Source organism: Pseudomonas canadensis (assembly GCF_000503215.1).
GTDB lineage: Bacteria > Pseudomonadota > Gammaproteobacteria > Pseudomonadales > Pseudomonadaceae > Aquipseudomonas > Aquipseudomonas canadensis.
Map to the genome: position 1 here is coordinate 452878 of NZ_AYTD01000013.1, position 23335 is coordinate 476212.

Consider the following 23335-nt stretch of genomic DNA (forward strand, 5'->3'; position numbering starts at 1 on the left):
GCTTACTCCTCGACGTGCACGCTGTCGAGGTAGGTACGCACCGCCCACAGGGCTTCCTGGCTCAAATAATCCGCCATTTTCGGCATGTATACCCGGCCATCGCGCACCGCGCCATGGCGCACACGCTCCACGAACCACTCATCCCCGGCGTCACCGGCATCGAGCATGCGCAGGTCGGGGGCGATGCCACCGGACTTGGCTTCCAGGCCATGGCACGCCGCGCAGTTCTGGTTGTACGCCGAGGCCCCCACTTCGACGGCCTTGTCGTGTTCGGCAGTGGTGCGATACGGGTTGGTGGCGGCCCAGCCATCGGCGTCCAACGGCACACCGGCCTCCTTGATCGGGGTAAGGCCTTTGGTTTCCACGGCGGTGGGCGTCACGTTGCCGTGCGCCCAAACTGAACCGGCACTGAGCGCGCCGGCAATCAGGCAGGCGGTGATCAAGGCGTTGCGTTTTGTTGTCATTGTTTTTTCCCTCAGGATTGCACGCAAAACCTCTTCGCGGAGGCTATGGCAACCATCTTAGGAAGCCCCCGCCGGCGCCCGTATGCTGCTTTGGTGGGCGGGCTCTCATCCGTTGGTAGCAGGCCTTGTGGGGCACTGCTAAATCAGAGGCGGTTCGGGAAATTGTCCCGGCAACACCGGGACTTTTTCCGTATTCGTCAACGCAGCCAGGCAGCAACCTGTGCAGGCCAAAACCTCCACTGGGAACTGCAACCATGACAATAAGATCGCTACCCGCCCGCTCACCTATAAGCCTTGCCGTGCAAGCCTTTGTGCTGGTGGGCAGCCTGTCCCTCAGTGCTGCGAGCTTTGCAGCCGCCGAACCTGCCGTCGCCAAGCAAACCCGTAATGTCACCTGGGAAGACATCGCCAACGATCACCTGACCACCAAGGACGTGCTGCAATACGGCATGGGCACCAATGCCCAACGCTGGAGCCCCCTGGCGCAGGTCAACGACAAGAACGTGTTCAAGCTCACACCGGCCTGGTCCTACTCGTTCGGCGACGAGAAGCAGCGCGGTCAGGAATCCCAGGCCATCGTCAGTGACGGCGTGGTTTACGTCACCGGCTCCTATTCCCGCGTGTTCGCCCTCGATGCGAAGACCGGCAAACGCCTGTGGACCTACAACCACCGCCTGCCCGACAACATTCGCCCGTGCTGCGACGTGGTCAACCGCGGCGCCGCGATCTTCGGCGACAAGATCTACTTTGGCACCCTGGACGCGCGCCTGATCGCCCTCGACAAGAACACCGGCAAAGTGGTGTGGAACAAAAAATTCGGTGATCACGCCGCCGGCTACACCATGACCGGTGCCCCGGTGCTGATCAAAGACAAGGTCAGTGGCAAGGTGCTGCTGATCCACGGTAGCTCCGGCGATGAATTCGGCGTGGTCGGCCAGCTGTATGCGCGCGACCCCGACACCGGTGAAGAAGTCTGGATGCGTCCGTTCGTGGAAGGCCACATGGGCCGCTTGAACGGCAAGGACAGCACTCCGACCGGCGACGTGAAGGCGCCGTCGTGGCCGGATGACCCGACCACCGAAACCGGCAAGGTCGAGGCCTGGAGCCACGGCGGTGGTGCCCCTTGGCAGAGCGCGAGCTTCGATGCCGAGACCAACACCATCATCGTCGGTGCCGGCAACCCCGGCCCGTGGAACACCTGGGCGCGCACCTCCAAGGACGGCAACCCCCACGACTTCGACAGCCTCTACACCTCGGGCCAGGTCGGCGTCGACCCAAGCACCGGCGAAGTAAAGTGGTTCTACCAGCACACGCCGAACGATGCCTGGGACTTCTCCGGTAACAACGAACTGGTGCTGTTCGACTACAAGGACAAGGACGGCAAAGTGGTCAAGGCCACCGGCCATGCCGACCGTAACGGCTTCTTCTATGTGGTGGACCGCAACAACGGCAAGCTGCAGAACGCCTTCCCGTTCGTCGACAACATCACCTGGGCCAGCCACATCGACCTGAAGACCGGCCGCCCCGTGGAAAACGAAGGCCAGCGTCCGGCCAAGCCGTTACCGGGTGAAACCAAGGGCAAGCCGGTGGAAGTCTCGCCGCCGTTCCTGGGTGGCAAGAACTGGAACCCCATGGCCTACAGCCAGGACACCGGCCTGTTCTATATCCCTGGCAACCAGTGGAAAGAGGAATACTGGACCGAAGAGGTCAACTACAAGAAGGGCTCGGCGTACCTGGGCATGGGTTTCCGCATCAAGCGCATGTATGACGACCACGTCGGCACCTTGCGGGCGATGAACCCGACCACCGGCAAGGTGGTGTGGGAGCACAAGGAACACCTGCCCTTGTGGGCCGGCGTGCTGGCGACCAAGGGCAACCTGGTGTTCACCGGCACCGGCGATGGTTTCTTCAAGGCCTTCGATGCGAAAACCGGCAAGGAGCTGTGGAAGTTCCAGACCGGCAGCGGCATCGTCTCGCCGCCGATCACTTGGGAACAGGATGGCGAGCAGTACATCGGCGTCACCGTCGGCTACGGCGGTGCGGTGCCGCTGTGGGGCGGCGACATGGCCGAGCTGACCAAGCCGGTGGCACAGGGTGGGTCGTTCTGGGTGTTCAAGATTCCGAGTTGGGATCAGAAAACCGCTCAGAAGTAACCCCCACTGAGTATGCCGGGGTCACCCTTTGTGGTGAGCGGGCTTGCCCCGCTCACCACAACAAGCCCGCTCACCACAGGATCCCCAGAGGTCTCGCGATGAAATATCTGCCCTTATTAGTCCTGCTATCCCTCCCCCTGGCCCACGCCGATGACGGCGACGACGCCCCCCTGGTCATCAACGGCTGTACCATTGCCGAGCACAGCCAATGCCCCGGCACCAACCTCAAGGGCGCCAACCTGCGCAACCAGAACCTGAGCGGCATGAACCTGGCCGGTGCCGACCTGCGCGGTGCGGATCTGCGCCACGCCAACCTTGACCTGGCCAACCTGGAAAAGGCCCAGCTGCAAGGCGCCAACCTGACCCGCGCCAGCCTGCAACAAGCCAACCTGCGCCTGGCCGACTTTACCGGCGCCACGCTGATGGCCGTGCAAGGCTGGGGGATGTTTGCCCAGGGCGCGCAATTTGAAAACGCCAACCTGAGCGCCGCCTACCTGCAGTTTGCACGGCTGTCGGGGGCAAAAATGCACAAGGCCAACCTGCGTGCGGCCGACCTGGAAATGACTTGGCTGAGCAAGGCTGACCTGCAAGGCGCAGACCTCAGCGACGCCAACCTGCAAGAAGCCAAGTTTGGTGAAAGCAACCTGGAAAAAGCCACCCTCAGCGGCAGCCGCCAGCATTATGCGAACTTTCAGGACGCGAATATGGAAGGCTGCAAGGACTGCCCCACCACTTGGGACCGCTAGACATACCTCAGGCTTGCCGGCATTTACATCGCCATTGAGGACGCCATCGCCGGCAAGCCGGCTCCTACAGTGAAGATTCGCGTTAACCCGCCACCCGCACCACGCCCATGTCGATGCCCAGGTGCACCAGTTCGGCATGGGAACTCACCTGCAACTTGCTTTTGAGCAAGGTCAGGTGGTTGGACACGGTCTTGCTGCTGATACTCAGCTGGGCCGCAATCGAACGAGCTGGGGTGCCCTTGGCGAGCATCAGGAAAATCTCCAACTCGCGTTGGGTCATGCTTTGGAGGCGGCGATCGGTGGGGTGGTACGCCAGCTGGGTGGCCAGGTCCTGTTCGATATAGGTGTGGCCGTCAAGGATGCGCTCAACCGCTTCAAGCATCACCGCAGGCGAAGCGCGCTTGGTGAGATATCCCGAAGCCCCCGCGTCCAAAGCCTGGCGCACCAGGGGCAGCTCGGCATGCTGGCTGAAAAACAGCACGCGCAATTGCGGCAGGCGCTGACGCAGGCGCCGGGTGGTTTCCAGGCCACTGATACCTGGCAGACCAAAGCCGATGATCACCAGGTTAGGCACCGCCTCATGCACCCGCGCCAGGGCCTCTTCGCCACTGGCCGCTTCACGCACCTCCATACCCGTCAGGCCGCTGCGCAACAGGCCGGCATAGCCCAGGCGGACCACGGCGTGATCGTCGACCAACAGGATGTTCATAGCGCCTCCAATGGCAGTGCGTGCTGTGCATGCTAGAACCCAATGGCCTGCGCCGACCTACTACTTTGGTACTGGTTTTCCTGTCTATCGTCGCATTCCCAAGGCAGCGGGACTCGCGTGTAATGGGCGCATAACGATAAGGATTGACCCGCCATGCTGCCCGTTCGACTGCCCCTTGCGGCACTGTTGTGCCTGTTCATCAGCCACGTACAGGCCGACACCCCATTGTTTTCCGCCGAAGGCTACCGCACCAGCCTGTACCGAAGCCCTACGCCCGATGATCTGCCCGGCGCAACCATCGTCGACACCCCAGCCCTGCAAACCCTGCTCAACCAGACGCCCGCACCGGTACTCATCGATGTGTACCGCCGCCAATGGCTGCAAGGCCGCTTCATCGAAGACCAGCCCCACGCCAACCTGCCCGGCAGCCACTGGCTGGCCAATACCGGCGACGGCGACCTCACGCCGGAATGGCAGGGCTACTTCGTGCGGCATCTGTACAAGTTCACCGACGGCCAGCTGGCACGCCCGCTGGTGTTCTACTGCCGCTCCGATTGCTGGCTGAGTTGGAACGCGGTAAAACGAGCCGCCAGCCTGGGCTATACCTCTGTGTATTGGTATCGCGATGGCTTGGATGCATGGGAAGCGGCAAAACTGCCAGTGATGGCTGCGACACCCGAACCCTTTGAATAAAAAACCACAACAAGAAGGTGAACGGCCATGTACAAAATTCTGATTGCCGACGATCACCCGCTGTTTCGCGAGGCGATTCATAACGTCATCAGCGACGGTTTCCCTGGCAGCGACGTGATGGAAACCGCCGACCTGGACAGCGCCCTCGCCCTGACCCAGGAACACGACGACCTCGACCTGATCCTGCTGGACTTGAACATGCCCGGCATGCACGGCCTCAACGGGTTGATCAACCTGCGCAACGAGTCACCGACCATTCCGGTGGTGATCGTCTCGGCCGAGCAGGACAAGCAAATCGTGCTGCAAGCCATCACCTACGGCGCCGTGGGTTTCATCACCAAGTCATCACCGCGCCTGCAAATGACCGAGGCAATCCAGCAGATTCTCAACGGCAACGTGTACTTGCCGCCCGACATCATCCGCACCCAGAAAAACACCGGGCAACGGCGCATGCACGATAGCCCGGGGTTTGCCCCGGAGCTGCTGCAGGCCCTCACGCGAAAACAGTTGCTGGTGCTGGAACGCATGACCAAAGGCGAGTCGAACAAGCAGATCGCCTATACCCTGGAGATTGCCGAGACCACGGTGAAGGCCCATGTTTCGGCAATTTTGCGCAAGTTGAATGTGCATAATCGGGTACAGGCGATTTTGAGCGCGGGAGATATCGACTTCGGTTCGTACCTGCGCCGCTGACTTTATTGCCCCGTGTAGGAGCCGGCTTGCCGGCGATGAGGCCTTTAAGCCTGGCATCGCCTTCGAGGACGCCATCGCCGGCAAACCGTCTCCTACAGTTGGGCGTGTTGGCCGAGCAAATGGCTCATGGCGGTTTTCAACTTCATCGGCCTTACCGGCTTATGCATCAACGTATGCCCCAGCTCGCGGATCTGCAGCTTCAACTCGTTGCTGTAGTTGGCCGTGATCATCAACGCCGGCACCGCACGGCCTCGTCGAGCGTTGATCCGCGCCACTGCGTCCACGCCGTTCTGGTCGTCGTCGAGGTGATAATCGGCAATCAACAGGTCTGCCTCTGCATGGTAGTTGTCCACCTGCCGGGCCAGGTCCTGTTCCGACAGCGCGGTGATCACCCGGCAACCCCAGCCTTCGAGCAAGGTGCGCATGCCGGCGCAGATCGCCGCGTCGTTATCCAGCACCCACACCCGCGCGCCTTGCAGGCGTTCGAGCATCGGCTCGCTCATGCACGGGGCCGGCAATGACTTGGGTGCAGTGGCGCTCAACGGCACCTCGACCGAAAACATCGAGCCCTTGCCTGGCCAGGATTTGACGCTGATACGGTGGCCGAGGATGCCGGCGATCTTTTCCACGATGGCCAGGCCCAGGCCCAACCCGCGATCCTGGTCACGGCGCTGCACATCGCCGCGCTTGAACTCCTGGAAAATTTCCTCCAGTCGGTCTTCGGTAATGCCCATGCCGCTGTCCCACACCTGGATCAACAGGCGCTGATGCTGGCGCCTGCACCCCAACACCACGCGACCGTTATAGGTGTAGCGAAGGGCATTGCTCAGCAGATTGCGCAGGATCCGCGCCAGCAACTGGATATCGCTGCGCACCAGCGCCGAACACCCGACAAAGTGCAGTTCGAGCCCTTCGGCACGGGCCAGTTCGGTGTACTCGGCAGCCAGGTTTTCCAGCAGTTCACTCAGGGCAAACGGCGCGATATCCGCCTTGATCACCCCAGCATCCAGCTTGGAAATATCGACCAACGTACCCAGCAGGTTTTCCACGTCTTCCAGAGAGTTGCTCACATTGCGCACCAGGGTTTCGCTGGGGCGCTCCAGCAAGGCACTGGTGAACAACCGCGCCGCGTTCAGTGGTTGCAGCAGGTCATGGCTGACGGCGGCAAGGAATTTGGTCTTGGACAGGTTGGCCTGCTCGGCCTCCAGCTTGGCTTCGCGCAGCCTTGTTTCCATGCGGCGGCGTTCGTCGATTTCCTTCAATAACTGGTCATTAAGCGAGGTGAGTTCCGACGTGCGCTGCGCCACGCGCTGCTCCAGGTGCTGATAGGCCTGGTGCAAGGCCTCGGCGGTGCGGCGGCGTTCGGTGATGTCGCGGATCAACACGAAGATCCCCACCACCTCGCCACTGGCCAACAGGTTCGGCACATAGGAGCGCAGCATGTAGCGCTCCTGGTTGTTGATGTTGGTTTCGGCAAATTCGAAGGTCACGCTCTCCCCCGCCAACGCGCGGGCGACGTAGGCGTCCAGGCGCTGGCAATGTTGCTCACTGTGCACTTCGCGCAGGCTCTGGCCGAGCATCATGCCGCGCGGCCAGCAGTACCATTCCTCATAGACTTTATTGGTGAATTCGTAGACCAGATCAGCATTCAAGTAGCCGATCAGCGCCGGCACGTTGTCGGTGATCAGGCGGATCCAGCGTTCGCTTTCCTGGGCCTTCTGCGCGGCGGCCTGCTCGCCGCGCAGGGTTTCGGCGCGTAGCCGGGCATTGATCAGCAGGTGGTTGCTGGCCTTGAGTTCGGCCATTGCCTGGTTCAGCGCGTCGGTGCGCTCGCGCACTTGCTCGGCCAGCACCACCGAATGCTGGAAGGTGGTGTAGGGGTTGTTGCCCTGGGTCATGCCGGACTCGATGCGCTCGATCAGCGCCGCGTTGATCCGCGCCAGCTTGTGGTTGTCCTCTTGCAGCCGGGCCAGTTGAGCGGAAAGGTCAGCGCCGGCCTCGGGCAATGGCGACCCCGGTGAAGGTCTGGTTGATGTGCATGCCATTGAACTGTTCTCCGTAGGTGTTGAAGCCCATCACCCGCTGGTCGCGCAAATACCCGCCGATCTGTTCCAGGTTGCCGGTGTCTTCCAGTTCCAGGCGGCGCAGGAAGCAATCGCAGCCGATGGTCAGCAACAGGTCGCCAAGGCGCGCTTGCAGGCCGTCGAACAGGGTTTCCAGATTGGGCAGGATCGGGCCAGGCTTCATGACGGTGAGCACGATGCCGTTTTCCACCGCGCAGTAGAAACTCAGGCTGAGGTCGGCGTGTACTTGCTGGATCGAGCGCACGTAGTACTGATCGTGAATGCGCACCGCCAGCGGGTGGGCGGCGAAGACGCGATGGTCGAGGTCGGCCACTGCCACGCCGATATGCCGTGCGTACTCTTCGGCAGCGGGCTCGGCGTTGAGTTCGAAGACGCGGCGTGACGGGCTGTCGGCGCCGGTGACCACCAGCTTTTCCGTGCGCGGCAGGATGTGGTGCGTGGTGAACACCTCGAAATCCAACCAGGTATTGACCAGCACCACCACCGCCGCGCCACTGTGGAATACACCGTTGAAATACACGTGGGTGTGGGTGAGGAAGTTGTCGTCACCGGCCGAGCCGCCGAAGTGCGGGATATCCCCGAGGGCCGCACTGAGCGCGGCCAATACCATTTCTTCGCGGCTGGACAGGCCGTCAAGCAAAGTCAGGGCAAACGTGTTGCCCTTGATCGGCGCCAGGGTATTGCTACGGCAACCGCCCACCAGTCGCTCGACCATGTCCTGGGCGTTGATCAGGTTGAAATGCTCCACCTGGTCGATGAGTTCGGTGGCGATGGAAAAGTGCGCATGGTTGAAGCCGACTGCCGTGATGCAGTTGCGACCGTAGCCTTGGGGGGTGATCTCACCGGCACTGGTGCAGCCAACCACTCGCACATTGCCGAAGCACTGTTGCAAGGCCTGGCCCAGGACCTGTAGATCGTAGGACGCCGAGCAGAAAAACAGCACGAAACCCAGGTACGGATGCAGCAGTTGCCGCGCCAGTTCCTCGGCGGCCTGCCCGGCATCCGTGGCCTGGGACATGGCGCTGACTACGCCTTCACTGTTGTGCATCGTTGACTCCCCCTCTGAAGCATCAGTGTACGAAGGGCCTGGGAATGGACCTATGCTACTTGGGTACTGGGTGGGGGATTCAATGGGATGAATTGCCACTGCCTCTGCAGAGGCCGGCTTGCGCCAATCCGGCACCTGCAAAGTGAGGGGGACCAGGTGAGGACTGCCGGCAAATTCGATTTAGTCCAGGTCCGGCACTTAGGACGTAAGACCGGCCTTGACCAACATGCCAACGGCCACCAGTACGCACAGGCTGGCAAACCCCATCTGCAAGGTGCGCGCAGGAATCACCGAACACAGGCGTCGACCGGCCAGCATGCCGACGATGCTCGCGCCGATAAACACCCAGCCCACCGATTCGATGCGAACACCGGCATGGAACGCGCCAGCCACACCGACCAAGGAGAGCAGGCTGATCACCATCAAGGAGGTGGCGACGATGCCGCGCATCTGCACATCGGTGAGTTGCTTGAACGCCGGCACGATCAGGAAGCCACCGCCCACACCGAGCAGGCCGGATACCGCACCGGTCACCGCGCCGAGGGCGGCCAGGGTCGCGCTGCATTTGGCGGTCCAGGCGAAGCGCCCGGTCTGCTGATCGAGCATGCAGTTCTTCTGACCCCAGGACGCCGTGCCATGGTCACTCGGCCCGTCCTCACGTTTTTCACGCTGCAACATGCGCCAGGCCACCAACACCATCAAGCCACTGAACAGCCCCATCAGCAACGCTTCCGGCAGTTGATGGGCGAGAAACACCCCCACCGGCGAGAACAACGCACCGAGCAAGGCGATCAACAACGCAGCGCGGTAACGCACCAGGCCATGCCGCAAACCATCGACCGCTCCCACCGCCGCCGCCGCACCAACCGCAAGCAACGACACCGGCGCGGCCTGGGTCATGCTCAAGCCCAAACCAAGCACCAGCGCCGGCACCCCAAGGATGCCGCCGCCCGCGCCGGTCAGGCCCATGACCAGGCCCATCAATAACCCCAACACACTCGCCAGCAGCATTCAGTCCACCTTGCTCAGTCGGGTCAGCCACTCGCGGCCCTTGAGCATGCCATTCCAGTAGAACCACGGCAGCAAGGTGGCCTTGAGGAACCACATCGAACGCCGCGCCTGGGTCGGGTCCAGGGGAAAGGTCGGCAGCAGCTTGCCGCCGTAGCCGAACTCTGCCAACACCACCTTGCCCTTCTCCACCGTCAATGGGCAGGAACCATAGCCATCGTATTTGAGCGGCAGCGGCGCCTGTTTGCGCAGGGCCAGCAGGTTTTCGGCGACCACCACGATCTGCTTGCGCACCGCCGCCGCGGTCTTGGCGTTGGTGGTGCCGCACACGTCACCCAGGCCGAAGATGTGTGGGTAACGCAGGTGTTGCAGGCTCTGCGGGTTCACTTCGCACCAGCCGGCGGCGTCGGACAGCGGGCTTTGGCGGATGAAGTCCGGAGAAACCTGCGGTGGGACCACGTGCAGCAGGTCGAAGGATTTTTCTTCAACGCGGGCATTGCCTTCGGCGTCCTTCACTTCGAACCAGGCCTTACGCGCTGGGCCGTCGACTTTCACCAGGTTGGCGTTGAACGCAAGGCGGGCGTTGTACTTCTCCACGTATTTCATCAACGGCGGCACGAAGGTCGCCACGCCGAACAGCGCGGCACCGGCCAGGTTGAATTCGACGTCGATGTTTTTCAGTACGCCCTGCCTGAGCCAGTGATCGCAGGACAAATACATGGCCTTTTGCGGCGCGCCTGCGCATTTGATCGGCATGGCTGGCTGGGTGAAGATCGCCTTGCCGCCCTTGAGTTGCTGCACCAGTTGCCAGGTGTAAGCGGCGTGCTGGTAGCTGTAGTTGGACGTGACGCCATGCTTGCCGAGGGTGTCTTGCAGGCCTTCGATCTTCTCCCAGGCCAGGCGCAGGCCGGGGCAGACGATCAGGTTTTGCCAGCTGACACGCTGGCCGCTGTCGAGGATCAGGGTCTGCTCGTCGGGCAGTACTTCGGTGACGGCGGCTTGCACCCAGGTAACGCCGTTGGGCAATACATCAGCCAGCGGGCGGCGGGTCTTTTTCAGGTCATAGGCGCCGCCACCCACCAGGGTCCAGGCGGGCTGGTAGCAATGCTGGTCGCTCGGTTCGATCAGGATGATATTCAGGTGCGGGTCGCGCTTGAGCAGGCTGGCCAGCAGGCCAATGCCCGCCGAGCCGCCGCCGATGACTACGATGTCGCCACTGATGGTTGGGCCCCAGTGTTGGTCGGTCATGGTCTATCGCCTTTGTCATACATGCACACAAGGGTCGCTGCCGGATGGCGTCACGCCCAGCTTTTTATGACCGCGCCGCAGTACAAGCCGGACAGGGTCTTCATTACTTGAATCACTTCGTGGCTGGCCAACCCGTAGAAGATGTATTTACCTTCCCGACGGGTGGCGACCAACCCTTCGTCACGCAGGATGCCCAACTGTTGAGACAGCGTGGGCTGGCGCACGCCGGTCAGGGCTTCCAGTTCGCCGACATTGCGCTCGCCCTGGGTCAACTGGCACAGGATCAACAAACGATCCTCATTGGCCAGTGCCTTGAGCAAGGAGCAGGCCTTGGACGCCGATGCGCGCAACTGGGCGACTTCGCCCTCACTCAGAGTAGATTCCATTTGCCTCGGGTCCTTTTTGTCACTTAAGCTCAAAACATTATGTGAAAACGTAAACTGATTGTAACTACTTTTTTCTTCATCCGGGACAACCGCCATGCCAGCGCTGATCCAAGCCTTTCTGGACGAGGCATCGTCGACCTACACCTACGTGGTTTATGAAACCGATGGCGCCCCCTGTGCCATCGTCGATTCGGTGCTCAACTACGACCCGGCCTCGGGGCGCACCGACACCGCCCAGGCCGACAAGGTCATCCGCTTTGTGCGCGAGCATGGGCTGCAGGTGCAATGGCTGCTGGAAACCCACGCCCACGCTGATCACTTGTCTGCCGCGCCATACCTGCGCCGCACGCTGGGTGGCAAGATCGCCATCGGGCAGTCGATCAGCAAAGTGCAGGGCGTGTTCAAGAACCTGTTCAACCTGGAGCCGGAATTTCGCGTGGATGGCTCGCAGTTCGATCACCTGTTTGCGCCGGATGAGGTGTTTCACATCGGCACGATCAAGGCCCAGGCCCTGCATGTGCCAGGGCATACCCCGGCGGACATGGCCTATCTGATCGACGACCGACTGATCCTGGTGGGTGACACGCTGTTCATGCCGGATGTCGGCACGGCGCGCTGTGATTTCCCTGGCGGCGATGCGCGGCAGTTGTATGCGTCGATGCGCAAGTTGCTGGGCTTTCCCCTGGAAACCGAGTTGTACGTCTGCCACGACTACCCGCCTGAAGGCCGTGAGGCAAAGTGCCGGACCACGGTGGCCGAGCAGCGTGCGGGGAATATCCATGTGCATGATGGCGTGGATGAAGCCACGTTTGTCGAGATGCGCACCACGCGCGACGCAGGGCTGGGGATGCCGACGCTGTTGCTGCCGGCGATCCAAGTGAATGTGCGGGCGGGGAATATGCCGCCGGCGGAGGACAATGGTGTGGTGTACCTGAAGATTCCGGTCAACCACCTCTAACCCAGGTTGATGCCGTTGGCCGGTAGCGGCAATGCGGTTTTGTAGCGCACCTGTTTCAGGGCGAAGCTGGAGCGGATGTTGGCGACGCCCGGCACCTTGGTCAAAAAGTCCATCATGAAACGCTCCAGCGACTGGATTGTCGGCACCAGCACCCGGATCAGATAGTCCGGGTCACCGGCCATCAGGTAACACTCCATCACTTCTGGCCGGTCCGAGATCGCGCCTTCGAACTGCTGCAACGCCAACTCATTCTGCTTTTCCAGGCTAACGTGGATGAACACATTGACGTGCAGCCCCAATAGATCGGCGTCGAGCAGCGTGACTTGGTCACGGATCAAGCCCAGCTCTTCCATCGCCTTCACCCGGTTGAAACACGGCGTGGGCGACAGGTTCACCGAGCGGGCCAGGTCGGCGTTGGTGATGCGGGCGTTCTCCTGCAGGGCGTTGAGAATGCCAATATCGGTACGGTCCAGTTTGCGCATGAGACAAAATCACCTGTTTATTATGTTTATGCAGTTTTTTTATCCGCAAATGATCCCGAGCGCAATGAAACACAGATAAATATTCTTCTACGCCCCGCCTATGATTGTTGTAGGACAAGATTTCTCCTATCCGGAGACTGACTGTCAGCTAGCGCGCCCACTACAAGAAATTCACAAGATAGAGCGTAGAAAGCCATGACCCAGCAGTATGAACCACTGCGCCTGCACGTCCCTGAACCCTCGGGACGCCCAGGCTGCAAGACCGACTTCACGTACCTGCGCCTGACCGACGCCGGTCTAGTGCGCAAACCCGCCATCGACGTAGAACCCGCCGACACCGCCGACTTGGCCAAGGGCCTGATCCGCGTGCTCGACGACCAGGGCCAGGCCTTGGGGCCATGGGCCGAAGGTGTTCCCGTCGAGATCATGCGCCGCGGCATGCGCGCCATGCTCAAGACGCGGATCTTCGACAACCGCATGGTGGTCGCCCAACGTCAGAAAAAAATGTCGTTCTACATGCAGAGCCTTGGCGAAGAAGCCATCGGCAGCGCCCAGGCCCTGGCCTTGAATATCGACGACATGTGCTTCCCCACCTACCGCCAGCAAAGCATCCTGATGGCCCGCGAAGTGCCACTGGTGGACCTGATCTGCCAACTGCTGTCCAACGAGCGCGACCCGCTCAAGGGCCGTCAGTTGCCGATCATGTATTCAGTGAAAGACGCTGGCTTCTTCACGATTTCCGGCAACCTCGCCACCCAGTTCGTACAAGGCGTGGGCTGGGGCATGGCCTCGGCGATCAAGGGCGACACCAAGATTGCATCCGCCTGGATCGGCGACGGTGCCACCGCCGAATCGGACTTCCACACCGCCCTCACCTTCGCCCACGTGTACCGTGCGCCGGTGATCCTTAACGTGGTCAACAACCAGTGGGCCATCTCCACCTTCCAAGCCATCGCCGGCGGCGAAGCCACCACCTTTGCCGGACGCGGCGTCGGTTGCGGCATCGCTTCCCTGCGGGTGGATGGCAACGATTTCATCGCGGTGTACGCTGCCTCCGCCTGGGCCGCCGAGCGTGCGCGCCGCAACCTTGGTCCTACGCTGATCGAGTGGGTCACGTATCGCGCCGGCCCGCACTCCACTTCTGATGATCCGTCGAAATATCGTCCAGCCGACGACTGGAGCCACTTCCCCCTGGGCGACCCGATTGCCCGCCTCAAGCAGCACCTGATCAAGATTGGCCAATGGTCCGAAGAGGAACACGCGGCGGTCAGTGCAGAACTTGAAGCGGAAGTGGTCAAGGCACAGAAAGAAGCCGAACAGTACGGCACCCTCGCCGGCGGCCAGATTCCAAGCGCCGCGACCATGTTCGAGGACGTCTACAAAGAGATGCCGGAGCATTTGAAGCGCCAGCGTCAAGAGTTGGGGATCTGACATGAACGATCACAACAACAGTATTGAAGTGGAAACCGCCATGACCACCACCACCATGACCATGATCCAGGCCCTGCGCTCGGCCATGGATGTGATGCTCGAACGAGATGACAACGTGGTGGTGTTTGGCCAGGACGTCGGTTATTTCGGCGGCGTGTTCCGCTGCACCGAAGGGTTGCAGACCAAATACGGCAGCTCGCGGGTATTTGATGCACCGATCTCCGAGAGCGGCATTATCGGCGTGGCCGTGGGCATGGGCGCCTATGGCCTGCGCCCGGTGGCCGAGATCCAGTTCGCCGACTACGTCTACCCCGCCACCGACCAGATCATCTCCGAAGCGGCGCGCCTGCGTTATCGCTCGGCCGGCCAGTTCACCGCGCCACTGACCATGCGCATGCCGTGCGGCGGTGGCATCTACGGCGGCCAGACCCACAGCCAGAGTATCGAAGCGGTGTTCACCCAGGTTTGCGGGTTGCGCACGGTGATGCCGTCGAACCCCTATGACGCCAAGGGCCTGCTGATCGCCTCCATCGAGAACGATGACCCGGTGATCTTCCTTGAGCCAAAACGCCTGTACAACGGCCCATTCGATGGCCATCACGACCGCCCGGTAACCCCGTGGTCGAAACACCCGCAAGCCCAGGTGCCGGACGGTTACTACACCGTGCCGCTGGACGTGGCCGCCATCGTGCGTCCGGGCTCGGCCGTTACCGTGCTGACCTATGGCACCACCGTGTATGTGTCGCAAGTTGCCGCCGAAGAAACCGGCATCGACGCCGAGGTCATCGACCTGCGCAGCCTGTGGCCGCTGGACCTGGAAACCATCGTCAAATCCGTGAAGAAGACCGGCCGTTGCGTGGTGGTGCATGAAGCCACCCGCACCTGCGGCTTTGGTGCCGAGTTGGTGTCACTGGTGCAAGAACACTGCTTCCACCACCTGGAAGCGCCGATCGAACGCGTCACCGGTTGGGACACCCCCTACCCGCACGCGCAAGAGTGGGCGTATTTCCCAGGGCCGTCCCGAGTGGGCGCGGCGTTGAAACGGGTCATGGAGGTCTGAATGGGCACGCACGTTATCAAGATGCCGGACATTGGCGAAGGCATCGCGGAAGTTGAACTGTCGGTGTGGCATGTAAAGGTCGGTGACATGGTCGTGGAAGACCAGGTGCTGGCGGATGTAATGACCGACAAGGCGATGGTGGACATTCCCTCGCCCGTGCACGGCAAGGTGATTTCCCTCGGCGGCGAGCCGGGTGAAGTCATGGCCGTGGGCAGTATTCTGATCAGTATCGAAGTGGAAGGTGCGGGCAATGCCAAGGAAGCGCCCGCCGAGAAGGAAACGCCGAAGGCCACCCCTGTGGTTGAGGCCAAGCCTGCGCCGGTGGCGGTTGAAAGCAAACCTGCACCGGTTATCGCAGCCCAGGCGCCTGTGGCACGTGAAGCCGACGAACGCCCGCTGGCCTCCCCGGCCGTGCGCAAACACGCATTGGACGCCGGGATTCAACTGCGTCTGGTCCAGGGCACTGGCCCGGCGGGCCGGATCCTGCACGAAGATTTGGAGGCTTTCTTGCTCCAGGGTCCGACGCAGAATAAAACCGCTGCCAACCCTTACGCCGAACGCCACACCGAAGAACAGATCCCGGTGATCGGCATGCGCCGCAAGATCGCCCAGCGCATGCAGGACGCCACCCGTCGTGCCGCGCATTTCAGCTATGTGGAAGAGATCGACGTCACCGCCCTCGACGAGTTGCGCGTGCACCTCAACGAGAAGCACGGCACCACACGCGGCAAGCTGACCCTGCTGCCATTCATCGTGCGCGCCATGGTGGTGGCACTGCGTGACTTCCCGCAGATCAACGCGCGTTACGACGACGAGGCCCAGGTCATCACCCGCCTCGGCGCCGTGCACGTGGGCGTCGCCACCCAGAGCGATGTTGGCTTGATGGTGCCGGTGGTGCGTCACGCCGAGGCCCGCAGCCTGTGGGGCAATGCCGAAGAAATCGCACGTTTGGCCACGGCTGCGCGCAATGGCAAGGCCAGCCGTGACGAGCTGTCGGGCTCGACTATCACCCTGACCAGCCTGGGAGCCTTGGGCGGCATCGTCAGCACACCGGTGCTGAACCTGCCGGAAGTGGCGATTGTTGGCGTCAACCGTATCGTGGAACGGCCGATGGTGATCAAGGGCCAGATCGTGGTGCGCAAGATGATGAACCTCTCCAGTTCCTTCGATCACCGCGTGGTCGATGGCATGGACGCGGCGCAATTCATCCAGGCCATTCGCGGCCTGCTCGAACAACCCGCCAGCCTGTTCCTGGAGTAAGGCATGACGCAGACATTGAGTACCACGCTGCTGATCATCGGCGGCGGCCCTGGCGGTTATGTGGCAGCGATCCGTGCCGGGCAACTGGGCATTCCGACCATCCTGGTGGAAGGCCAGGCGCTCGGCGGCACGTGCCTGAATATCGGCTGCATCCCATCCAAGGCCTTGATCCACGTGGCCGAGCAGTTCCAGCAAACCATCCACCACAGCCAGGGTTCGCAATTGGGCATCGAAGTGAATGTGCCGACCCTGGACATCCGCAAAAGCGTGGAATGGAAAGACGGCATTGTTGACCGCCTGACCACCGGCGTCGCCGCCTTGCTGAAGAAACACAAAGTGCAAGTGATCCACGGCTGGGCCAAGGTGGTGGACGGCAAGACCGTCGACGTCGGCGACCAGCGCATCCAGTGCGAACACTTGCTGCTGGCCACCGGCTCGAAAAGCGTCAACCTGCCGATGCTGCCGATTGGCGGGCCGATCATTTCGTCCACCGAAGCCCTTGCGCCGAAAAGCGTGCCCAAGCGCCTGATCGTGGTCGGTGGCGGTTACATCGGCCTGGAACTGGGCATCGCTTATCGCAAGCTCGGCGCCGACGTGAGTGTGGTCGAAGCACAGGATCGCATCCTGCCGGCCTATGACGCTGAGCTAACGCAGCCGGTGAACGAATCCCTCAAGCTACTGGACGTGAAGCTGTACCTCAAGCACAGCGTCACGGGTTTTGCCGATGGCAGCCTGCAAGTACGCGACCCGAATGGCGACACCCTGTCGCTGGCAACCGATCAGGTGCTGGTTGCCGTTGGTCGCAAACCCAACACCCAGGGCTGGAACCTTGAGGCGCTGAACCTGGAGATGAACGGCGCGGCGATCAAGATCGACAGCCGCTGCCAGACCAGCATGCGCAACGTGTATGCCATCGGCGACCTGAGCGGCGAGCCGATGCTCGCGCACCGAGCGATGGCCCAAGGCGAGATGGTGGCCGAACTGATCAGCGGTAAACCCCGCGAATTCAACCCGGCCGCGATCCCGGCGGTGTGCTTTACCGACCCGGAACTGGTGGTGGTCGGCAAGACCCCGGATGACGCCAAGGCCGCCGGATTGGATTGCATCGTGTCGAGCTTCCCGTTCGCGGCCAATGGCCGGGCGATGACCCTGGAGTCCAAAACCGGCTTCGTCCGGGTGGTGGCGCGACGCGACAACCACCTGATCGTCGGCTGGCAGGCCGTGGGGATTGGTGTCTCGGAACTGTCCACCGCCTTTGGCCTGAGCCTGGAGATGGGTTCGCGCCTGGAAGACGTGGCCGGGACCATCCACGCCCATCCGACGCTCGGTGAAGCCGTGCAGGAGGCCGCGTTAAGGGCCCTGGGCCACGCGTTGCACCTGTAAACACAACCCCGGTAGGAGCCGGCTTGCCGGCGATGGCGTTTTCAAGGTCACCCTCGCCGGCAAGCCGGCTCCTACAAACCCGCCGCAGAATGAAGTATTGTTGCGCCCATCCAGAAAAAAACCGACTTGACCAACGATAGAGGGTGTCATGGGTAACGAAAGCATCAATTGGGACAAGCTGGGTTTTGACTACATCAAGACCGACAAGCGGTTTCTCCAGGTCTGGAAAAACGGCGAATGGCAAGAAGGCACCCTGACCGACGACAACGTGCTGCACATCAGCGAGGGCTCCACCGCCCTGCACTACGGCCAGCAATGCTTTGAAGGCCTCAAGGCCTATCGCTGCAAGGATGGTTCGATCAACCTGTTCCGCCCAGACCAGAACGCCGCCCGCATGCAGCGCAGCTGCGCACGCCTGCTGATGCCGCATGTGCCGACCGACGTGTTCATCGATGCCTGCAAACAAGTGGTCAAGGCCAACGAGCACTTCATCCCGCCGTACGGCAGCGGCGGCGCGCTGTACCTGCGCCCGTTCGTGATCGGCACCGGTGACAACATCGGCGTACGTACCGCGCCGGAGTTCATCTTCTCCGTGTTCTGCATCCCGGTCGGCGCCTACTTCAAAGGCGGCCTGGTGCCGCACAACTTCCAGATTTCCACCTTCGACCGCGCCGCGCCACAAGGCACCGGTGCCGCCAAGGTCGGTGGCAACTACGCCGCCAGCCTGATGCCAGGTTCCGAAGCAAAGAAATCCGGTTTTGCCGATGCGATCTACCTGGACCCGATGACCCATTCGAAAATCGAAGAAGTCGGCTCGGCCAACTTCTTCGGGATCACCCACGACAACCAGTTCATTACGCCGAAGTCGCCTTCGGTGCTGCCAGGCATCACCCGCCTGTCGCTGATCGAACTGGCCAAGACCCGCCTGGGCCTGGACGTGATCGAGGGCGAAGTGTTCATCGACAAGCTGGACCAGTTCAAGGAAGCCGGCGCCTGCGGTACGGCTGCGGTGATCTCGCCAATCGGCGGCATCCAGTACAACGGCAAGTTGCACGTGTTCCACAGCGAGACCGAAGTCGGCCCGATCACCCAGAAGCTCTACAAAGAGCTGACCGGTGTGCAGACCGGTGACGTTGAAGCGCCGGAAGGCTGGATCGTCAAGGTCTAACCCATAAACCCTGTAGGAGCCGGCTTGCCGGCGATGGCTGCCTTGAATGCTGCGATCAATTCAAGGGCCTCATCGCCGGCAAGCCGGCTCCTACAGGTTTACGCGCCGCTCTTGGGGATGTTTTCGGCAATCTTCTTGCCCATGCTGATCCTCGGCTCCACCCCATACCCCAACGCCTCGTAGAACCCCACCACCCCTTCATTCCCGCCGTTGATCTGCAGGTTGATCTTCATGCAGCCCAGTGCCGTCAATGCCTGTTCCGCATACCGCACCAGCGACGACCCCAAGCCATGCCGCCGATAGTCGGCGTGCACCGCCACCGAATACAGCCAGCCGCGATGTCCGTCATAGCCGGCCAGAATCGTTCCGATCACGGTTTTTTTATCCATTGCGACGAAAAACAGCCCGTCGTTGACCGCCAACTTTTTATCAATCGCCAGCGTCGGCAGGTTATGCGCCGTGTCATAGCCAAATGCTTCCTGCCATAACGCCACCACCTGCGCCCGGTGCGGGCGGTCGCGGTACGGCCCGATAGGGTGGCGGGACAGCAGCGCTTTTTCCATCACCAGCGTACGCTCGTTGCCGTGGTAGACGTCGCGCACAGTATGGAACCCCAGCTTGGCGTAGAACGGCTCGGCCGTCAGCGAAGACGGCACGCTCAGCACCGTCACTCCGGCTTCGCGGGCGCGTAGCTCAATCTCGATCATCAACAGCCGACCAATGCCCTGCCCTTGCAGCGCCGGGTTGACGAACACCGAGCGCACCACATTGCCGTCGAGGGCCGCAGTGGCGACGATTACCCGTTCCTGAACCGCCACCAGCACCACGCGACGCTTGAGCAGTTCCAGCACCGCCTCCGGCGTGAAGTTAGCGGCAACCCGCGCGATCACATCCGCCGGATAGTCCCGCGCATTGCTGCTGTGCAGGGCCGCCAGAATGACCTGGCTGATCCCCTCGGCATCGGCGGTTTGGGCCGTACGAACAGCGGTAGACATGCATTCTCCTTCCTGGCTCGGGTTTCACGAACGCCCTCATACTAATGTAGGAGCTGGCTTGCCAGCGATAGCGGTCTGTCAGACCCAGCGCTATCGCCGGCAAGCCGGCTCCTACAGATTGATCGCATTCCAACCCCTACAGCCGATTCGGCTGTGCCATTACCCTTTTCAGCTTTCCCGGCTGAGCCGCCCTCAGGTTTCAGCCGGGATTCATCCCGCACAAGCCACACAATATTCCCACAGCTCACCCCATGGACCCGTGCACCCATGCAAACCACCAATACTGTCTTGATGATTCGCCCGGCGCGCTTTGCCTTCAACCCGGACACCGCGATCAACAACCGCTTCCAACGCCGCCCCCTCGACCCGCTCAGTGCACAGCAGAAAGCGCTGGAAGAATTCGACGGCTATGTCGATACCCTGCGCCAGCACGGCGTGGAAGTACTGGTGGTGCAGGACACCCCGGCACCTCACACTCCCGACTCGATCTTCCCCAACAACTGGTGGAGCAGCCACGCCGACGGCAGCCTGGTGCTGTACCCGATGGAAGGCCAGAACCGACGACTGGAACGCAACAAAGGCGTGCTGCAAGTGTTGGAACAACGATTTACGGTCAAGGACACCATCGACCTCAGCCACCTGGAACAGCAGAACATCTTCCTCGAAGGCACCGGCAGCATGGTGCTCGACCGCCAGCACCGCATCAGCTACGCCTGCCACTCCGGGCGCACCCACCACGACGCGCTACGCCAGTTCGCCGAACGCCTCGACTACCAGCTCTGCGTATTTCACGCCGTCGACCGCCATCACGCGCCGATCTACCACAGCAACGTGATGATGAGCGTCGGCCGCGACCTCTCGGTGGTGTGCCTGCAAGCCCTGCCCGACGCCAGCGAACGCCAGGCCCTGGAACGCTCACTGCGCGACACCGGCAAAGACATCCTCGCCCTCGACTTCGACCAATTGGAAGCCTTCGCCGGCAACATGCTCGAAGTACATGACCGCGACGGCCAGCCGCTGCTGGTGATGTCGGCCAGCGCCTGGGGCGCCCTGCAACCCGCCCAGCGCCAACACGTGGAGCGCCATACGCGCCCGGTGGTGGTGAACATCGACAACATCGAACGCATCGGCGGCGGCAGTGCCCGCTGCATGCTGGCGGAAGTGCACCTGCCCGCCCGCGCCACCGTCCAATAACTCAAGGAGTCTTGCCATGACCCGCTATATCGACGTCAACGATCTCTGCTACCTGGTCTCGCAAAAAGGCCTGCAAACCTGCATCACCGAGATGGCCGAGTACATCCGTGCCGACTACCTGCGCTGGCAGGATTTCGAAAAATGCGCGCGCCTGGCCAACCACTCGCCGGACGGCGTGATCGAGCTGATGCCAGTCTCTGACGCGTCGTTGTACGCGTTCAAATACGTCAACGGCCACCCGAAAAACACCCTGGCCGGCATGCTCACCGTAATGGCCTTCGGCGCCTTGGGGGATGTAGACACTGGCCTGCCCGTGCTGCTGGCGGAAATGACCCTGACCACCGCAATTCGCACTGCTGCCACCTCGGCGCTGGTCGCCCGCTACCTGGCCCGCGACAACAGCCGCAGCATGGCGCTGATCGGCAACGGCTCCCAGAGCGAATTCCAGGCCCTGGCCTTCCACGCCATGCTCGGCATCAATGAGATCCGCCTGTTCGATATCGACGCCAAAGCCACCGCCAAGCTGGCAGCCAACCTCAAGGCGTTCCCGGCGATCAAGGTGATCCTGGCCGCCAGCGTCGCCGAGGCGGTCAAAGGCGCCGACATCGTCACCACCGTCACAGCCGACAAGGCCTACGCCACCATCCTGACGGACGAGATGATCGAGCCCGGCATGCACCTCAACGCCGTCGGCGGCGACTGCCCCGGCAAGACTGAACTGGACCGACGTATCGTCGAGCGCGCCCGAGTGATCGTCGAGTACGAACCGCAAAGCCGTATCGAAGGCGAAATCCAGCACATGCCGGAAGATTCGCCGGTCACCGAACTGTGGCAAGTGATCAACGGCCAGCAGCCCGGCCGCGAAAATGCGCGCCAGGTCACTCTGTTCGATTCGGTAGGTTTTGCCATTGAAGACTATTCGGCCCTGCGCTATGTGCTGGACGTGGCCAAGGCACTGGATGTAGGCAGCGACCTGGAGCTGGTGCCGGACCTGGCCGACCCGAAAGACCTGTTCGCACGCCTGGCCCAACAACCACGCGTACAGCAGAAAAAGCGCGCCTGAAAACGCTCTGGCCTGCCGCTTTGCGTCGAGGGCGGGCCAGATTCACCTTGGTTAAAAGCCGATTCAGCGGGTGCCTCAGCCGATTCCGCTGCATTGCACGCTTTAACAGCGTAATTCGCGCTTTGTGGGAGGGGTAAACGACACAAAAAACGCACCACCATGAAGCATTCTCTCCCTCCAACAAAAACTATTTGTTTCAATTTAAAGACTGCCCTGACATCAATTACAAAATATAGGGACTCCACATGACTCCACTGCGATCACTCTTCGCCGCGTTGCTGTTGCCACTCTGCGCCACCGCCGCCCACGCCCAGGACTGGAAAGAAATCCGCTTCGGCGTATTCCCCGAGTACCCCCCCTTCGAATCCGTCGCCGCCGACGGCAGCCTGCAAGGCTTCGATATTGAGTTGGGCAACGCGATCTGTGCCAAGCTGGAAGTGAAATGCACCTGGGTGCACAACGAATTCGACGGCATGATCCCGGCCCTGCGCGCACGCAAGTTCGATGCGATCATGTCCTCCATGGCCGTGACCCCGGCCCGCGAAAAGATCATCGACTTCAGTGACCGCCTGTTCCTCAGCCCGACCTCCGTGATCACGCGCAAGAGCGCCGACTTCGGCGACACGCCGGAATCTCTGAAGGGCAAGCAAGTCGGCGTGCTGCAAGGCTCGCTGCAAGAGGCGTATGCGCGTGCGCACCTGGCCAAGCTCGGCGCGCAGATCAAGGCGTATCAGTCCCAAGACCAGAACTACGCCGACCTGCAGAACGGCCGACTCGACGCGACCCTGACCGACAAGCTCGAAGCCCAGCTCAACTTCCTGTCCAAGCCCGAAGGCGCCGACTTCAAGACCGGCCCGGCCTTCAAGGACCCGACACTGCCGCTGGATATTGCCATGGGGCTGCGCAAGAACGATCAGGAGCTGCGTGCGTTGATCAACAAGGGCATCGCCGCCGTCCAGGCCGATGGCACCTACGCACAGATCCAGAAGAAGTACTTCGGCGACCAGGACATCTACAACGAGTGATGCCAACGGCTGATCCCTGTAGGAGCCGGCTTGCCGGCGATGGCGGCCTGAAGCATTGCGCTGAACCCAAGGGCCTCATCGCCG

The 23335-nt window shown here is 61.8% G+C and carries 22 protein-coding genes; 13 read left to right on the forward strand and 9 right to left on the reverse strand.

The features are described 5' to 3' along the window. Window positions 1-2: 2 nt before the first annotated feature. Window positions 3-464 (reverse strand): cytochrome c-550 PedF, encoded by a 462-nt coding sequence (pedF, locus tag U367_RS0110940; RefSeq protein ID WP_028616968.1) that lies wholly within the window; start codon window positions 462-464, stop codon window positions 3-5. 254 nt (window positions 465-718) lie between these two features. On the opposite strand from pedF, the gene exaA reads away from it, so the two are divergent. Next, window positions 719-2617, forward strand: a complete 1899-nt coding sequence (gene exaA / locus U367_RS0110945; RefSeq protein ID WP_073860018.1) for a quinoprotein ethanol dehydrogenase — start codon at window positions 719-721, stop codon at window positions 2615-2617. Between the two features lie 98 nt (window positions 2618-2715). Continuing rightward, on the forward strand, window positions 2716-3363 hold the full coding sequence (locus U367_RS0110950) for a pentapeptide repeat-containing protein (RefSeq protein ID WP_028616970.1): 648 nt from the start codon (window positions 2716-2718) through the stop codon (window positions 3361-3363). 82 nt (window positions 3364-3445) lie between these two features. On the opposite strand, the gene U367_RS0110955 is transcribed toward U367_RS0110950, so the two are convergent. After that, window positions 3446-4072: a response regulator gene (locus U367_RS0110955; RefSeq protein ID WP_028616971.1), complete on the reverse strand. Its 627-nt coding sequence runs from the start codon at window positions 4070-4072 to the stop codon at window positions 3446-3448. A 153-nt stretch (window positions 4073-4225) separates the two neighbouring features. Here U367_RS0110955 and U367_RS0110960 point away from each other — a divergent pair, with 153 nt between their 5' ends. Both U367_RS0110960 and U367_RS0110965 read left to right on the forward strand, forming a co-directional pair. Next, window positions 4226-4765 (forward strand): PQQ-dependent catabolism-associated CXXCW motif protein, encoded by a 540-nt coding sequence (locus U367_RS0110960; RefSeq protein ID WP_028616972.1) that lies wholly within the window; start codon window positions 4226-4228, stop codon window positions 4763-4765. Between the two features lie 27 nt (window positions 4766-4792). Continuing rightward, window positions 4793-5458, forward strand: coding sequence for a response regulator transcription factor (locus U367_RS0110965; protein WP_028616973.1), 666 nt, complete (start codon window positions 4793-4795; stop codon window positions 5456-5458). A gap of 92 nt (window positions 5459-5550) precedes the next feature. Here the strand turns inward: U367_RS0110965 and U367_RS0110970 are convergent, their stop codons facing one another. From U367_RS0110970 to U367_RS0110990, 5 genes are all read right to left on the reverse strand, one after another. Then, window positions 5551-7503, reverse strand: coding sequence for a PAS domain-containing hybrid sensor histidine kinase/response regulator (locus tag U367_RS0110970; RefSeq protein ID WP_050587866.1), 1953 nt, complete (start codon window positions 7501-7503; stop codon window positions 5551-5553). Further along, window positions 7445-8590 (reverse strand): nitric oxide-sensing protein NosP, encoded by a 1146-nt coding sequence (gene nosP / locus U367_RS0110975; protein WP_028616975.1) that lies wholly within the window; start codon window positions 8588-8590, stop codon window positions 7445-7447. The genes U367_RS0110970 and nosP overlap by 59 nt, the downstream gene beginning before the upstream one ends. Before the next feature lie 198 nt (window positions 8591-8788). Beyond that, window positions 8789-9601, reverse strand: a complete 813-nt coding sequence (locus U367_RS0110980) for a sulfite exporter TauE/SafE family protein (protein WP_028616976.1) — start codon at window positions 9599-9601, stop codon at window positions 8789-8791. Further along, a complete protein-coding gene (locus tag U367_RS0110985) occupies window positions 9602-10846 on the reverse strand; it encodes an NAD(P)/FAD-dependent oxidoreductase (RefSeq protein WP_028616977.1) in 1245 nt (414 codons plus the stop codon). A 50-nt stretch (window positions 10847-10896) separates the two neighbouring features. Continuing rightward, window positions 10897-11232, reverse strand: coding sequence for an ArsR/SmtB family transcription factor (locus U367_RS0110990; RefSeq protein WP_005789341.1), 336 nt, complete (start codon window positions 11230-11232; stop codon window positions 10897-10899). A 94-nt stretch (window positions 11233-11326) separates the two neighbouring features. On the opposite strand from U367_RS0110990, the gene U367_RS0110995 reads away from it, so the two are divergent. After that, window positions 11327-12190, forward strand: a complete 864-nt coding sequence (locus U367_RS0110995) for an MBL fold metallo-hydrolase (RefSeq protein ID WP_028616978.1) — start codon at window positions 11327-11329, stop codon at window positions 12188-12190. Here the strand turns inward: U367_RS0110995 and bkdR are convergent. Beyond that, complete coding sequence (bkdR, locus tag U367_RS0111000) at window positions 12187-12672, reverse strand: Bkd operon transcriptional regulator BkdR (protein WP_010209335.1); 486 nt, start codon at window positions 12670-12672, stop codon at window positions 12187-12189. The genes U367_RS0110995 and bkdR overlap by 4 nt on opposite strands. A 195-nt stretch (window positions 12673-12867) precedes the next feature. Between bkdR and U367_RS0111005 the strand changes: the two genes are divergently transcribed. The 5 genes from U367_RS0111005 (at window position 12868) to U367_RS0111025 (ending at window position 18974) form a co-directional block, all read left to right on the forward strand. Continuing rightward, window positions 12868-14103 (forward strand): 3-methyl-2-oxobutanoate dehydrogenase (2-methylpropanoyl-transferring) subunit alpha, encoded by a 1236-nt coding sequence (locus tag U367_RS0111005; protein WP_028616979.1) that lies wholly within the window; start codon window positions 12868-12870, stop codon window positions 14101-14103. Window position 14104: 1 nt separating this feature from the next. After that, a complete protein-coding gene (locus tag U367_RS0111010) occupies window positions 14105-15163 on the forward strand; it encodes an alpha-ketoacid dehydrogenase subunit beta (RefSeq protein WP_016978112.1) in 1059 nt (352 codons plus the stop codon). Next, on the forward strand, window positions 15164-16423 hold the full coding sequence (locus U367_RS0111015; protein WP_028616980.1) for a dihydrolipoamide acetyltransferase family protein: 1260 nt from the start codon (window positions 15164-15166) through the stop codon (window positions 16421-16423). Window positions 16424-16426: 3 nt separating this feature from the next. Next, entirely contained in the window at window positions 16427-17806 is a 1380-nt protein-coding gene (gene lpdA, locus U367_RS0111020; RefSeq protein WP_028616981.1) for a dihydrolipoyl dehydrogenase, read from the forward strand. 148 nt (window positions 17807-17954) lie between these two features. Beyond that, window positions 17955-18974 carry a branched-chain amino acid aminotransferase gene (locus U367_RS0111025; RefSeq protein WP_028616982.1) on the forward strand — a complete coding sequence of 340 codons (1020 nt, stop codon included), beginning with the start codon at window positions 17955-17957 and terminating at the stop codon, window positions 18972-18974. 98 nt (window positions 18975-19072) lie between these two features. On the opposite strand, the gene U367_RS1000000130825 is transcribed toward U367_RS0111025, so the two are convergent. After that, window positions 19073-19969 carry a GNAT family acetyltransferase gene (locus U367_RS1000000130825; protein WP_073860019.1) on the reverse strand — a complete coding sequence of 299 codons (897 nt, stop codon included), beginning with the start codon at window positions 19967-19969 and terminating at the stop codon, window positions 19073-19075. Between the two features lie 267 nt (window positions 19970-20236). Between U367_RS1000000130825 and ctlX the strand changes: the two genes are divergently transcribed. From ctlX to U367_RS0111050, 3 genes are all read left to right on the forward strand, one after another. Further along, on the forward strand, window positions 20237-21163 hold the full coding sequence (gene ctlX, locus U367_RS0111040; RefSeq protein WP_028616984.1) for a citrulline utilization hydrolase CtlX: 927 nt from the start codon (window positions 20237-20239) through the stop codon (window positions 21161-21163). 16 nt (window positions 21164-21179) lie between these two features. Then, complete coding sequence (locus U367_RS0111045) at window positions 21180-22226, forward strand: ornithine cyclodeaminase (RefSeq protein WP_028616985.1); 1047 nt, start codon at window positions 21180-21182, stop codon at window positions 22224-22226. A 245-nt stretch (window positions 22227-22471) separates the two neighbouring features. Next, window positions 22472-23251, forward strand: a complete 780-nt coding sequence (locus tag U367_RS0111050; RefSeq protein WP_028616986.1) for an ABC transporter substrate-binding protein — start codon at window positions 22472-22474, stop codon at window positions 23249-23251. The last annotated feature ends 84 nt before the right edge of the window (window positions 23252-23335 follow it).

Bases quoted from the DNA above. Each gene is read 5' to 3' on its own strand.
- U367_RS0110985 (WP_028616977.1), bottom strand. From the start codon at position 10,846: ATGACCGACCAACACTGGGGCCCAACCATCAGTGGCGACATCGTAGTC.
- U367_RS0111045 (WP_028616985.1), top strand. From the start codon at position 21,180: ATGACCCGCTATATCGACGTCAACGATCTCTGCTACCTGGTCTCGCAA.
- U367_RS0111010 (WP_016978112.1), top strand. From the start codon at position 14,105: ATGAACGATCACAACAACAGTATTGAAGTGGAAACCGCCATGACCACC.
- exaA (WP_073860018.1), top strand. From the start codon at position 719: ATGACAATAAGATCGCTACCCGCCCGCTCACCTATAAGCCTTGCCGTG.
- U367_RS0111005 (WP_028616979.1), top strand. From the start codon at position 12,868: ATGACCCAGCAGTATGAACCACTGCGCCTGCACGTCCCTGAACCCTCG.
- U367_RS0111025 (WP_028616982.1), top strand. From the start codon at position 17,955: ATGGGTAACGAAAGCATCAATTGGGACAAGCTGGGTTTTGACTACATC.
- U367_RS1000000130825 (WP_073860019.1), bottom strand. From the start codon at position 19,969: ATGTCTACCGCTGTTCGTACGGCCCAAACCGCCGATGCCGAGGGGATC.
- U367_RS0110990 (WP_005789341.1), bottom strand. From the start codon at position 11,232: ATGGAATCTACTCTGAGTGAGGGCGAAGTCGCCCAGTTGCGCGCATCG.
- U367_RS0110970 (WP_050587866.1), bottom strand. From the start codon at position 7,503: ATGGCATGCACATCAACCAGACCTTCACCGGGGTCGCCATTGCCCGAG.
- U367_RS0111015 (WP_028616980.1), top strand. From the start codon at position 15,164: ATGGGCACGCACGTTATCAAGATGCCGGACATTGGCGAAGGCATCGCG.
- U367_RS0110950 (WP_028616970.1), top strand. From the start codon at position 2,716: ATGAAATATCTGCCCTTATTAGTCCTGCTATCCCTCCCCCTGGCCCAC.
- ctlX (WP_028616984.1), top strand. From the start codon at position 20,237: ATGCAAACCACCAATACTGTCTTGATGATTCGCCCGGCGCGCTTTGCC.
- bkdR (WP_010209335.1), bottom strand. From the start codon at position 12,672: ATGCGCAAACTGGACCGTACCGATATTGGCATTCTCAACGCCCTGCAG.
- U367_RS0110980 (WP_028616976.1), bottom strand. From the start codon at position 9,601: ATGCTGCTGGCGAGTGTGTTGGGGTTATTGATGGGCCTGGTCATGGGC.
- U367_RS0110960 (WP_028616972.1), top strand. From the start codon at position 4,226: ATGCTGCCCGTTCGACTGCCCCTTGCGGCACTGTTGTGCCTGTTCATC.
- U367_RS0111050 (WP_028616986.1), top strand. From the start codon at position 22,472: ATGACTCCACTGCGATCACTCTTCGCCGCGTTGCTGTTGCCACTCTGC.
- U367_RS0110995 (WP_028616978.1), top strand. From the start codon at position 11,327: ATGCCAGCGCTGATCCAAGCCTTTCTGGACGAGGCATCGTCGACCTAC.
- nosP (WP_028616975.1), bottom strand. From the start codon at position 8,590: ATGCACAACAGTGAAGGCGTAGTCAGCGCCATGTCCCAGGCCACGGAT.
- U367_RS0110965 (WP_028616973.1), top strand. From the start codon at position 4,793: ATGTACAAAATTCTGATTGCCGACGATCACCCGCTGTTTCGCGAGGCG.
- U367_RS0110955 (WP_028616971.1), bottom strand. From the start codon at position 4,072: ATGAACATCCTGTTGGTCGACGATCACGCCGTGGTCCGCCTGGGCTAT.
- lpdA (WP_028616981.1), top strand. From the start codon at position 16,427: ATGACGCAGACATTGAGTACCACGCTGCTGATCATCGGCGGCGGCCCT.
- pedF (WP_028616968.1), bottom strand. From the start codon at position 464: ATGACAACAAAACGCAACGCCTTGATCACCGCCTGCCTGATTGCCGGC.